We start from the raw sequence: 12872 nt of genomic DNA, 5'->3' as shown, positions 1-12872 counted from the left end.
CATTCCTCTATCTTGTCTCAAGACGCAAAAAATGCACCCTACCTGATGCTTCACCTGCCACAATTGTCATGCCATCTGATGCAACAGCACAGCAGGTTAATGCACTTTCCCCTGTAAAACTGGCTATTACATTCTGACTTTCCAAATCCAAGACTTGGATAGAGTTGTCGTATGAAATATGATAAATCAAATGCTTACTATCTGGCGTAACTGTAACAGTATTTACTTGATTGCCGTTGCCTGTAATACTAAAAATTTCTTGCCCTGTTTTCAAATTCCAAACTTTGAGAGTATTGTCTATTGAGCTAGAAATCACCTGTTTACCATTAGGTGTCAAAGCTACGGCTTGTACAGAGTCAGTATGACCTATTAATGTGTAAAGCTCTGTTCCTGTTTCCAAATCCCAAATTTTGATCGTTTTGTCATTTGAACCAGAAATCAGGAGTTTATCGTCAGGCGTCACTACTATTGTATTTATCTTGTCAGTATGTCCTGTAAAAGAGGAAATTTCCTTGCCTATTTCTAGATCCCATACTTTTAGCGTTTTATCGTTTGAACCAGAAATTATGTATTTACCGTTGGAAGTAACGGTAATAGCATCTACTGAACTGCTATGACCAGTGAGCGTGCGTAGCAAAGTTCGACCAGGGGGATCTAAACTAGGTATCAGTGGGCGAAACCAAGGTTGAGGTTGAGATTGTGATTGCTTGACCATCATCAAAAAAGCTTTAATCTCTGGTAATTCAAAAGATAGTAAACGCCCCCATAGTTGAGGTAATAACTCTATCTGGTTTTTGTTCAAAATATGTGCTGATAGCCGTAATGTTCCTTCAATTAATTTCAGAACATGAATTTTATTTTGGTTATACTCTGGGTTTTTTAATACCTCTGAATCCTTAATCAAATCATAATCTTCAATTAGCGGCTGCACTCCAAACTCAGGATGGTTAATCTTTGCCACCATAAAATCAAAATTAGTTAGGGTTTGGTAATACTTCTCTAATTTGCCTGACTTCACCAAGTTTGGCGCTAAACTACCCAAGTAAGCACGTTGAAAAGCGGGACTTTGTGCCGCTAATTTGTCAGCGAATTCTCCCATCTCACGCCATCTTTTGTACAAGATATTCCGCAATGCGTTGATTAACCTCTTGAAATAGCTTCCGTTTAGAATCCAGAACCCGTTTATATTTCAAAAAGTCTAAAAAACTAGCGTGATAGATGCTGTAGCAGTATTCTCCCTCTATATTCAACAGCTTCAAATACTCAACCCACTCATCTAAAACTAATTGCACATTATATTCATCCTGTTCAGCAATAGCTGCTATTATCTCACAAGGAATTGGTGTACCAATCTCCACTAAAATAAATAAGATAAATACCTTTACTTCCTGGGGTTTTTCATCCATCCCCATCCGCCGCCAATGATCTTGATAATATTCTTGCAAACCATCGGGTAATTGCTTTAAAATCAGGTCTTTATAGTCACCTTTAGTAATTCCTGGCAAAACATAGCGCAGGTACATGAAATTATTTTCACTTTTAGTTGCTACCTGCTCAACAAAATCGTTATCATAAATATTGCGGTCTTGCATCCATTGTCTAAGTGCATTTTTATAGTCTTGATCAACATTTAAAAAGAACCGAATATACTCCTTGATATCTTCACGACTTAAATTAATATACTGACTTCCCCTTAAATCTAGTTCCTCTACGGGGACATCTGGTGCAGACAAGCGTTTTTTATCTATAGTATAAGGTCGTCTAGTCAGCAGAAAATAAACACGCTCAGGAAGCGACGGTGGTAAATCTAAAAGATTACCCCCTGCTTCTTGTTCCACTTCATCCAGAGCATCAATTACAATTACAACATGTTCGCCAGCAGTCAGTTTTTTGCTAACCTGTTCTAGTAAATCTGCTAAATTAGCTTTTTCGGCATTCTGCAACTGGTAACGCTTAATTAATTGTTTGCGAATACTGTCAAGAAATAGCTCCGCTCGATTACGACCGTCTGAGCGAATATTAAAATAGCATGGTGATTTATTGTCCCAAATATATTTAGCAGCGATGGTACTCTTCCCCATCCCCGCATCACCCATTACAGTGAAGTAACCACTGCGATTTTTGGTGATAAATTGGTTAAATGTCTCAAAAACGAACTTACGGCCGCAAAACGAGCGAATTTTCTCTCTAATTAACGACTTAAATTCTGCTGGATACTCGTCTAAATTCCAATCAGGGAAAGGCTCAAACTCTTTGGATTTGCTTTTTTTGGCAATCTGAATAAATATTTCCCCAAATTCCTCTAACTGCGATCGCAGTTCAATTCTCAATAATCGGATATCATATTCTAAATCCTTACCCTGCAAAAACTTTTCTACTTCCTTGCAGAAACCCAAGGGATTATTTGCAGTATAAGCACTCCAAAAAGCATTTTTAATCTTGTTTTCTCTAAAAAGATTCAGAATTGCTTCTGGCTTACCCACACCATACTCAATTAAAGAGTAAACATAAACACCATCAACATCTTTAGGTGGTTGTACTGGGTCAAAATTGAATTGTTTTCTTAAGGTTCTAACAACACTTTCATTGTGTTGAGCTTGATTGATAACTAGAGAAGCCGCAGGTTTAGCAATATTCTTAAGTGCATTAACTACAAGGTCAATACTCATCTTCGCTAACGGTAGAGATAATTTTTACACCTGCAACCTATCCTAACCACACATGGTAAAATTTACCCCAGCCACCGCCATATAATAGCGATACTTTCAGTAAGATTTGTTAACGCTCTCTCTTCCTTCTTCCTCTGTGTCCTCTGCACCTCGCGGTTCGATTCTCACACTCATTTGGCAAAGTGCGTAGGCGTAGCTCGTCGTAGACATCACTCACACATACCTAAAATAAACTGAAACATAGTGCGTAGGCGTGGCCCATCGTAGACATCGCATAGCCATTTTCAGTACCAAACCCCAAACTTGAGCTTTTAAACCGCAAGTTTCACCCTCAAAGGCTCAACGTTCACCCTCAAAGGCTTAACGTTCATCTTCAGAGGCTCAACATTCACCCTCAGAAGCTCAACGTTCACCTTCAGAGGCTCAACGTTCACCTTCAGAGGCTCAACGTTCGACCTCAAAGGCTCAACGTTCACCTTCAGAGGCTCAACTGTGGCAATATTAACTTTGCAACCATATCAACAAGTAGAAACTCCATAAATGCTTGGACACTAAAGGTAGCCATCTATGGTATAGAAATGTATAGAATCTTGTAAAGATATAAAATATAGTCGTTAAATGCACACATTTCTCGCTTCTTCCTCAATGCAGCTGTCTCTACCACCAAATCACTTTCAGCCTATGAAGATTGTCGCACTGGGGGACAGCTTAATTTATGGATTCGGCGACCCGGAAAAAGGAGGCTGGATTGAGCAACTAAGGCGATGGTGGATGTTGCCGGATAGTGCCGGTCATATTCTTTATAATTTAGGGGTAAGAGGCGATCGCACCCAACAAGTAGCTCAAAGATTGGAAGTTGAATTTCGCCACCGGGGTGAACTGCGAAATCGTGTTCCTGATTTGATTATTTTATCCGTAGGAGTGAATGACTCAGCCCGGTTGGCACGTCCCGATGGTAGAAGTTACACAGATTTTACATTGTTTGAAAAGGAAATTGCATCTCTGCTAGATTTAGCACAGCAACTTTGCCCTGTGTTATTTGTGGGCATGGTGCCAGTAGATGAAGCCAAAATGCCATTTTTAGATTGTTTTTATTACAATCATGCCGACCAATACCGCTACAAAGAAGCAACTCGAATTGCTTGCAGCAAACGGCAGATTCCCTATTTGGATATTTTTGAGCAATGGATGGAACGCGGTGAAAGTTGGCGACTCAAACGCTTGAGTGAAGATGGACTTCATCCCAATACACTAGGTTATCAAGCTTTGTTAGAAGATGTAATCAATTGGGATGCCATACCTTCAATGAGCTTTGCCAATGCAGCTTACCATTCTAAATTTGATTATCACCTTAAACCATCCTAATAATTATAGATGTGTTGGTGCTTTGGGGCTAGCTGATATTCTCGTATTTGCCATCCTCGCAAAAAGCACCAAAATCTATTTATAAAAACTCTAATTTTTCTATATTATTCATTACTCCTAACTTTTAACTCCTAACTCAGCACTCAGCATTCAGCACTCCTATGACACCAACTTTATTTGGTCGCTGGCAAACTCGATTATTATTACTGATAACTGTCGGCGTACTCGTATCTTTGCCATTTGCAATGGGTTGGATTGGCCCTGGTGCTAACTCGGTTTATTTTTGGATACTTGCTTATGTCGCTATTTTTGGCTTAGGTTGGGATGTACTTTATGACTATCTCCAAAAATTCCGTTGGGATAGAGATTGGCCAGCAGCTTATCAACTCTTAGCTGGGATATGGGAATTGATATTTATATTTTGTGGAGTCAAATTATTTGGCTTTTTACCAATACCTTTACCGAAAGAAGAACTTTCACCAGGAGCTTTTTTATTGCACTATAGTATGGTGTGGCTAGTGGTTTTTATTAGTTCCCAAAGCCTGATGCGAATTATCTTCCTTCGTTGGCGTTTTCGAGGCGGGGAGTGGTTGTAAAATTTCAAATTATCGAAACTAATTTAATCAAAAATTCTAGCAATTTTCAGGTAATTCAACCGTAGGGTAGGGACGCACAAATGTACGTCCCTACAGTTGATTGTGCCTCAAATAGATAAGGCTATAAATCAATACGCTTGGGTTAGCGCCAAAAACCTTAAGTTGTGTAGGCTGGGGAACCACTGCACCCTTGCAGTTTCCCGACTTGTACCCCTTCGGGGAAGCAAGCTACGCGCAGCGTCTCTCTTTGGGAGAAGCAAGTGGCATTTGAGGAACGTAGACCCGAAGCGGCTTCTCGTTCGCGTAGCGTCTCCGACAGGAGAAGAGTAACCCAACATTTTCATAGCTTTGTTGGGTTGCGCTTTGCTTTACCCAACCTACAATTTTTTACAAAGCCAAGCGTATTGGGCTATAAATCGCAAATTAACAAATCATAAAAAATCATATATGGCGATTTTAGTTTGGATGCAATATGTTGTATTGACGTACAGTTATGTGCGTTATTAAGAACAAGATGACTTTAGAAACCAAAGGAACACATTTATTGTTGTATCTCATCAAATTACAAACAGCTATCTTATGTTTACAAAATTGGCATTTGTGCTGATGTGGTAGTTATATATGAGTAAAACAAGAAAACTTTAAACTCTAGGGAAATTCTTGAATGCAGAGACATCAATCAAGGAAGTACAATGTCAAATTTTGATCTGGTTATTCGGCTATTTCTACAACTTACAGTTATTTTGACCACTTGTCGCATTGTCACGATTTTAGGACGCCGCTATCTTGGTCAAACTGATGTTGTTTGCGAAATGATCGCAGGTGTAATGCTAGGGCCATCACTTTTAGGATTGATTGCACCAGATTTTCAGCAATGGCTATTTCCTAAGCTTCCCATCATCACTGCTGTCGGACTCAAGATACCCAATCCATCAATGTCGATTTTATATGCTATTAGCCAGATTGGATTGGTAATTTATATGTTTTTGATTGGTTTAGACTTTAATACCAAACTCTTAAAACATCATATTAAAAGTGCAAGTTTGCTATCTGCGGCTGGGATTATCACTCCTTTTATTTTAGGAGCGATCGCATCTTTTTGGTTTTATCACAATGGCGATTTCTTTCAACCAAAAGTTATGCCTTGGTCAGCTGCTTTGTATTTGGGTGCATCGATGACAATTACGGCTTTTCCAATGTTAGCTCGTATTCTTTACGAACGCGGTCTTACACAAACCCGCTTCGGTACTTTGGCTTTAGGTGCAGCATCGGTTGATGATGCAGTTGCTTGGTGTTTGCTGGCGATTGTGCTTGCTAGCGTGAAAAATTCTCTGAGCATTGCCATATTAGCAATTGGTGGTGGAATTTGCTATGTGCTATTTGCGATTTTTCTCGGACAACCTCTACTGAAAGCGTTCACACGCATGACAAAACGCGAAGGTGTGAACAGACAAACCCTGACTTTAATGTTGATAGTTTTGATGTTTTGTGCATGGTTTACCGATGTTACAGGTATCTATGCAATATTCGGTGCTTTTGTGTTGGGAGCAGTGACACCACGCGGAGAATTCGCCCAACAAATTCGCCAATATACGGAGTTTTTAACTACTTCTTTTTTGTTACCGATTTTTTTTGTTTTCTCTGGATTAAATACTCAAATTGGATTGGTAAACACACCTACTTTGTGGGGAGTGACGTTGTTAATTATTGCGATCGCAATTCTCGGTAAAGGTGTTGCTTGTATGTTGGCTGCAAAATTGGCGGGGGAAAATTGGCGCGAATCTGCAACAATCGGCGCTCTGATGAATGCTCGTGGTTTGATGGAGTTAATCATCCTCAATATTGGTCTAGAACAAGGTATAATTACCCCAACTTTATTCACTATAATGGTGATTATGGCAGTTATTACAACTCTTATGGCATCACCACTGATTGCCTTTTTATTGCACGGTACAAGCTATGAGAAATCTTTGAATTAAGCAAAATTAAATATTAGATTAATTAAGTATTTAGTACAATATCTAAGCTAGTTTTGAGGGTTTTTAGTAAGCGCTTTAGTGCTGAGAAAATTAAGGACTAAAGTCCTTACTACAAACTTGATTACCCATAACGGCTACAACGGCATCGTAACAATAATTAATATAACAACGAAGCACAAATTACTCTTGGGTGTATCTAACAAGCTTGACATTTTCTAGTATTTTAAAGAATTATCTTAGGGAAACCAGATAGTTAATTTTGAGGAAACCATGCACATCGTTATTCTCGTTCTGGTTGAGGTGCTGATTGTTATTGGGCTTTCACGGCTAGTAGGGCTAGCATTTCGTTCTATTAAGCAACCGCTAGTAATTGGTGAAATTGTCGCCGGAATTATGCTCGGCCCATCTTTATTTGGGTTAGTTGCTCCCCATCTAGCAGTTAGCTTGTTTCCACCAGAAACTTTTCCTTTTCTGAATGTTTTGTCTCAGGTGGGACTAATATTTTTCATGTTTCTAATTGGGCTAGAACTAAATCCCAAATACCTCGGCGGTCAATTAGAAGTAGCAGTTTTAACTTCTCATGTCAGCATTTTGGTGCCGTTTTCTCTAGGAACATTGCTAGCGGTAGTACTTTATCCCCTAGTTTCCAATGCAAGTGTATCGTTCACCGCCTTTGCTTTATTTTTGGGGGCGGCGATGTCGATTACTGCCTTTCCAGTGTTGGCGCGAATCATTACTGAAAACAATTTACAAGGAACGCGTTTAGGAACATTGGCGTTAACTTGTGCAGCAGTGGATGATGTGACAGCTTGGTGTCTCTTGGCAGTTGCGATCGCAGTTGCGCGAACTGGTGACTTTGCTGGTGCTGTACCCACAATTATCGCCAGCATAGTTTACATCGGCTTGATGTTGACAGTCGGTCGTTGGTTCTTGCAAGGCCTTGCCAAACACTACCTCCGTGCGGGAAGACTCAGCCAATTACTGCTAGCTGGGATTTATATGGCAGTGGTTGCATCGGCGCTAATCACTGAACTAATTGGGATTCACTTAATTTTTGGAGCATTTTTGCTGGGAGCAGCCATGCCCAAAAATGAAGATTTAGTCCGAGAATTGGCAATAAAAACAGAAGATTTTGTCCTAATTTTCTTGCTGCCAATATTTTTTGCCTACAGTGGTTTAAAAACGCAGATTGGCTTGCTCAACCGTCCCGAATTGTGGCTTTTGTGTGCGTTGGTTTTAGCTGTGGCGATCGCAGGCAAATATGTTGGTACTTATGTAGCAGCGCGTGTCAGTGGCATTAGTAAACGGGAAGCCTCAGCACTCGGTTGGTTAATGAATACTCGCGGTTTAACCGAACTGATAGTGCTAAACATTGGTTTAGAGTTAAAGGTAATTTCTCCCTTAATATTTACCATGCTGGTAATTATGGCATTGGTAACTACCTTCATGACCTCGCCACTGCTGGAATGGACATATCCGAAAAAGCTGATCAGGTTAGATGTGGTGGAACCGGAGTTAGAAGCACAAACAACTACCACCGCCGCTGATGCCGAAACTTACATTCGTCCCTACCGAATTTTAGTGCCAGTGGCGAATCCGAGTACCCAAAAAGGCTTGGTACAGTTGGCAGCAAATATCGCCATCAACTTTCAATATCCCGCTGTTGTTAACCCTCTGAGCCTGATTGAATTTCAAGAAGATTATGCCTTTGAAAGTACGCCAGTTGAAGCAGACCGATTAATCGCCCAGCGCCGCCAGCAGCTAGAAGAATTGATTAATACTCTCGAACCGCCAGAAACACGTTCCTGTGTGCATCCGATCGTTCGCATATCTAGCAACGTTGCCCGTGAAACAGCACAGATTGCCACATTAGAACAAGCTGATTTAATTCTCGTTGGCTGGCATCGACCAGCTTTTAGTAGTAATCGTTTAGGTGGACGAGTCGGACAAATGCTTACTACTGCCCCAGTGGATGTAGCAGTGTTTGTAGATAAAGGTAAAGAGCAATTAGAAAGTTTATTAGTACCTTATTCGGCCAATATCCATGATGATTTAGCACTAATAATAGCTCTGAGACTGCTAATCAATCGTGAGACTTGTGTGTTGCAGATATTACAGATAGTAGAAAATCACGCCAAGGAAGAATTGAATTACGAGCTAAATACGATGATGGAACAATTGCCCGCCAGTGTACGCGATCGCATTGAAATCAAAATTGTCCAAGCTCCAGATCCAATCCAAGCTGTAGTCGAAGCCTCAAAAAATGTAGACCTAACAATTGCTGGCACCAGCCGCGCTTGGGGTATCGAGCGTCAAACCTTGGGAAGATATACAGATCAACTAGCCATTCAATGTTGCTCCTCCCTGCTGATTACCCGCCGTTACAGTCAAGTCACCGCTCATCTGGCTTCTATGCTTCCTGATGTTAGCAGTCAAGAGCCAACATTGAGGAACTGAGAACATGAATCATTTCAACCTCAAATCTTTAAGTTTTTACGGAGTAGCAATAATTTCAGTGCTACTGTTGTTTAAAACTGTCACTGTTTACGGAGAAAACAAACTCAAGGCTCCTCCGCCAGTTAACGGTCGCTATCGTCTAACCCTAGCGGAGAATTTGCCTAACTGTGAAAAATCGGATACTCTGACGTTAAACATTGAGCAGTCAGGTATTTACTTAAATGCCTCTGTATTACCGGCAAACGCTAACGCCGACACTGACGAAAAGCACTCTCTGGCAGGCATCTTCAAAAATCAACAATTAAATTTATCTGGGAAAGTAGGCAGATCGATACTTTGTAATATTCCTCGCCCCCAAAACGATCCTCTAACCTCAGTCACAATTCAAATGCAACTTGTGGATAAAGGTAATATGACAGGTCAATTAACCGTGAATGGTATTCCACAAACTCTGAAATTTACTGCTGTGCCTCAAAAAGCTAATTGAATTGGGGGTGGGTAGAGACGCGATTCATCGCGTCTACGGGATTGCAAGCGCGAAGTAAACAGCAATGTAAGTGCATTGTATGGGTTTTATGGAGCAAATAAACAGAATGAATCGGGAACTAAAAACTAAGCAATCTTACCAATGGGGCAAGCAGTTATTTAGCATCAGTATATTAAGTTTTTATACAGCGATCGCTCTCGAAACTTTTACTAATGCTGGTACACCAGGGGCAAAGCTAAATAATTGGCGTTTTTCTCCCAAGACACAGCAACTCGAAATCACTCTTTCAGCAGGCACAACCCCTCGTTATTTCTACTTAGCCCAACCCTCTCGTCTGGTTGTAGATTTACCGAATACTAAGTTGGGCAAAGTTACCACACAACAAAATTATTCTGGAGCAATCAAAAGCATTCGCATTTCTCAGCTAAACGCAAACGATACACGTATTGTCCTAGATTTAGCAGCAGGGACTGTTTTTAATCCCAAAAAGGTACAACTGCAACCAGTTTCCCGAAAAAACTCCACTCGCTGGGTATTACGTCCGGTTATTTCTGGTAAAACTACTGCCGTAAAATCAGGAAATTCCCCTCCTTCAGCCAAGAAACAACCTCAAACACTCCAAAAGCCGCCTAGTAAACAACCTGTAACCGCTACTAATCAACAATCCCCCTTACTCACAGTTCCGCCTCCATCCAATCAACTGCCCTCAACAACTACTATTAACTCAGGGCAGCCTTTTGTCACTGTACCTGCTTTAAATCAAAATACATCCTCTCCCTCTCAACAACCTGCTTCGAGTCTTCCCCCTGCTTCTTTCCCAAATCAACCCAGTAATTTAAATAACATTCCTCCTTTAGGGGTGTCGGAATTTCCAATTCCAACAATCCCCAACGATCCCGAACCCCAGGTAATCGAGTTTGGTCAACCTTTACCTAAAACTAAATAAAAATTGGGAATTGGGTATGGGGCATTGGGCATTGGGTATGCAGAAGAGACAAAGGTTGACAAGGAAGAGGGGGAAGACTTGGGAGAGACTTGTTCAATAATTCCTCCTTGTCCCCCTGCTCCAACTCATTACTCGTTACTCATTACTCATTACTCCCCTGCTTCCCTGCTATGCCCTATGCCCTAATAAATGAATTATTTTTTTCCAACTAACTCCTTCACCTTGTTGATGATGCCGACTGGATCGATACCTTGATATGGGTACTGTTCCCACAAACCGCCGCAACCTTCTTTATAAGTTCCAAGATGGGCATATTTGGGAGTCAACCCCCGCTCTAGTAGCCAAGAACCGAAACGGCTGCCTAAGCCAGTGCGACGGTTGAAAGGTTCTACTACAAGCACAAAAGGAGCTTTACCAACTTTGGTAATTATTTCTTCATCAATGGTGTTTAAAGTTGCTTTGTTAATCAAACCAACGTCTAGCCCTTCTTGCTTCAGGCGTTCTACAGCATCAACAGCACGGTAGAGAGCATCGCCAAAACTGATAATGTAGCCTTGTGTCCCTTCTCGTATAACCTCATCTTTACCGGGAACAAATTTGTAACCACTTCCAAACAAGTCGTTGCCGTTGCTGTCCTGAATATTGGGCACTTTGGAACGGGTGGAGAAAATAAACCGCAGTCCAGGCTCATGGAATACAGCTTCTACACAAGCTGTCATTTGATTATTATCTGCTGGGAAGTACAACTGTGTTGGGTAGCCATCATCCAAGCCATTGTCGGCAAACATATTATTTATACCAAAGTGGCAGCTGTTATCTGCCATGTCATCTATACCCGCATGGGAAAAATGACACAGAACATTGGAATAGTTTAGCCGTGCCATCGTGATTTCTGAGATACACATTTCTAGGAAGGCGCTGAAGGTCGCAAAAATACCTTGCTTGCCCTCGTCCATCCCGAATCCAGCCGCAGCAGAGAAGTTGCTCCGTTCCATGATGCCGGAGGAAATAAATATTTCTGGGTATGTTTCATGAATTTTCTTCAAACCGCAGGAGCCTTCTAGATCGCTATCAATGACCTTAACTTTTTCTTTACGCTCCACTTCACTCATGCGACTGAGGACACCCACCACGGCTTCACCAAATACACTACGGTTAGCGCCCCATTTATCGCCAGAACCTAGAAATGTATATGTTTGTTTGGGTTTCTCAATACTTTTAAGGTATTCGACAGCCGCAGTTTGTCCGCGAGATTCTAGATATTTAACTGCTAAATCTACAGAAATGACATCATGACCATGAATGGAACCTTCTAAACCTTCAATACCAGGACACATCGGGCGTTTATTGATAATAGCGATCGCTCCGGGAGTATTCACAGCTTCGCAAATGCGACGGTATAAATCGTCTAAGTCTTCCCCGTCTCCCTGAAGTACTTTCAACCCGTGGCCTTCTAAGGTTTTGGCGACGCTGAAACCAGGTAAATATTTAGAAGGATGTCCGGCGATCGTTACGTCGTTGTCATCAATAAGCAGTTTGACGTTGAGATGTTGAGCAACAGCCAAGCGAGCAGCTTCGGCATCGTTGCCTTCTTGCTGCGATCCATCAGAACCGAGACAGAAAACAGCCTTGCCTGGATTCGCCATTGCCACACCATTGATGTAAGGCCAAATATGGCCCAAGCGCCCAGAACTAAATTTCACACCAGGAGTTAGTTTTAGTTCGGGGTGTCCCGGTAAATTGGAATGTGCTTGCCGATAACGTAAAAGTTGCTCGGCAGGTAAGTCACCATGCAATGTTGCCATCAGATATTGGGTGGCGACTCGATGTCCTGCTTCGTCAAAGAAAATCGGCACAAATTGCTCCGATGCTCCTCGGAAAAAGGCATCGAGGATTATCACCTCTGGTACTGTATCGTATGGCCCACCAGTATGGCCGCCCACTCCGCTAGCAGCGCCAGTCGCTGTAAAAAAGACGATCGCATCTCGGCAAAGTTGAATATTCGCTTTGAGAGTCTCTCGCTGTTCATCTGTCAGGCTCGAATTTGCCGGATTGAGCGCTAAAGGTTTGTAAGCACCGAGATCGATTGGAAATTGGGTATTAATAGTAGTCATGGTTTATTGATTGAATAAAAAACAATTTGAACAGATTGGAATGCAATATGGTTCGGATAAGATCCCCCCGCCTATGGCGACCCCCTTTTTAAGGGGGTAAAAGAGGGTCAGAAGCCCCCTTTTTTAAGGGGGGTTGGGGGGATCTTCGAGGAATAAGCACATTAACCGAACCGTATTGAGATGGGATGCGCGATCGCATTACAAAAAAATTGTTAAAACCCCGATGGGCAACAATTATCCAAGCTCAAGCTAACCACTC

The 12872-nt window shown here is 41.6% G+C and carries 9 protein-coding genes; 6 read left to right on the top strand and 3 right to left on the bottom strand.

The genetic code is table 11. The features are described from left to right. Positions 1 to 7: 7 nt before the first annotated feature. On the bottom strand, positions 8 to 1099 hold the full coding sequence (locus RMY64_RS18870; protein ID WP_322671094.1) for a WD40 repeat domain-containing protein: 1092 nt from the start codon (positions 1097 to 1099) through the stop codon (positions 8 to 10). Between the two features lies 1 nt (position 1100). Continuing rightward, on the bottom strand, positions 1101 to 2669 hold the full coding sequence (locus RMY64_RS18865) for an NACHT domain protein (RefSeq protein WP_322700818.1): 1569 nt from the start codon (positions 2667 to 2669) through the stop codon (positions 1101 to 1103). Between the two features lie 618 nt (positions 2670 to 3287). Between RMY64_RS18865 and RMY64_RS18860 the strand changes: the two genes are divergently transcribed. From RMY64_RS18860 to RMY64_RS18835, 6 genes are all read left to right on the top strand, one after another. Continuing rightward, on the top strand, positions 3288 to 4034 hold the full coding sequence (locus RMY64_RS18860; RefSeq protein ID WP_322671092.1) for a GDSL-type esterase/lipase family protein: 747 nt from the start codon (positions 3288 to 3290) through the stop codon (positions 4032 to 4034). Positions 4035 to 4195: 161 nt separating this feature from the next. Further along, positions 4196 to 4630, top strand: coding sequence for a hypothetical protein (locus RMY64_RS18855; RefSeq protein WP_322700817.1), 435 nt, complete (start codon positions 4196 to 4198; stop codon positions 4628 to 4630). Positions 4631 to 5322: 692 nt separating this feature from the next. Beyond that, complete coding sequence (locus tag RMY64_RS18850; RefSeq protein WP_322700816.1) at positions 5323 to 6609, top strand: cation:proton antiporter; 1287 nt, start codon at positions 5323 to 5325, stop codon at positions 6607 to 6609. A gap of 270 nt (positions 6610 to 6879) precedes the next feature. Then, a complete protein-coding gene (locus RMY64_RS18845) occupies positions 6880 to 9066 on the top strand; it encodes a cation:proton antiporter (RefSeq protein ID WP_322700815.1) in 2187 nt (728 codons plus the stop codon). A 4-nt stretch (positions 9067 to 9070) separates the two neighbouring features. Continuing rightward, a complete protein-coding gene (locus tag RMY64_RS18840; protein WP_322700814.1) occupies positions 9071 to 9553 on the top strand; it encodes a hypothetical protein in 483 nt (160 codons plus the stop codon). A 106-nt stretch (positions 9554 to 9659) separates the two neighbouring features. After that, positions 9660 to 10499, top strand: a complete 840-nt coding sequence (locus RMY64_RS18835; protein WP_322700813.1) for an AMIN domain-containing protein — start codon at positions 9660 to 9662, stop codon at positions 10497 to 10499. A 194-nt stretch (positions 10500 to 10693) separates the two neighbouring features. On the opposite strand, the gene RMY64_RS18830 is transcribed toward RMY64_RS18835, so the two are convergent. After that, positions 10694 to 12613 (bottom strand): transketolase C-terminal domain-containing protein, encoded by a 1920-nt coding sequence (locus RMY64_RS18830; RefSeq protein WP_322700812.1) that lies wholly within the window; start codon positions 12611 to 12613, stop codon positions 10694 to 10696. Positions 12614 to 12872: the final 259 nt, after the last annotated feature.

This window comes from Nostoc sp. DedQUE08 (assembly GCF_034530895.1).
Taxonomy (GTDB): Bacteria; Cyanobacteriota; Cyanobacteriia; order Cyanobacteriales; family Nostocaceae; genus Nostoc.
This window is presented reverse-complemented; position numbering and strand designations above follow the sequence as displayed.

Excerpts from the sequence above, each read along its gene's own strand:
- RMY64_RS18870 (WP_322671094.1), bottom strand. The coding sequence starts at position 1,099 with ATGGGAGAATTCGCTGACAAATTAGCGGCACAAAGTCCCGCTTTTCAA.
- RMY64_RS18865 (WP_322700818.1), bottom strand. The coding sequence starts at position 2,669 with ATGAGTATTGACCTTGTAGTTAATGCACTTAAGAATATTGCTAAACCT.
- RMY64_RS18860 (WP_322671092.1), top strand. The coding sequence starts at position 3,288 with ATGCACACATTTCTCGCTTCTTCCTCAATGCAGCTGTCTCTACCACCA.
- RMY64_RS18855 (WP_322700817.1), top strand. The coding sequence starts at position 4,196 with ATGACACCAACTTTATTTGGTCGCTGGCAAACTCGATTATTATTACTG.
- RMY64_RS18850 (WP_322700816.1), top strand. The coding sequence starts at position 5,323 with ATGTCAAATTTTGATCTGGTTATTCGGCTATTTCTACAACTTACAGTT.
- RMY64_RS18845 (WP_322700815.1), top strand. The coding sequence starts at position 6,880 with ATGCACATCGTTATTCTCGTTCTGGTTGAGGTGCTGATTGTTATTGGG.
- RMY64_RS18840 (WP_322700814.1), top strand. The coding sequence starts at position 9,071 with ATGAATCATTTCAACCTCAAATCTTTAAGTTTTTACGGAGTAGCAATA.
- RMY64_RS18835 (WP_322700813.1), top strand. The coding sequence starts at position 9,660 with ATGAATCGGGAACTAAAAACTAAGCAATCTTACCAATGGGGCAAGCAG.
- RMY64_RS18830 (WP_322700812.1), bottom strand. The coding sequence starts at position 12,613 with ATGACTACTATTAATACCCAATTTCCAATCGATCTCGGTGCTTACAAA.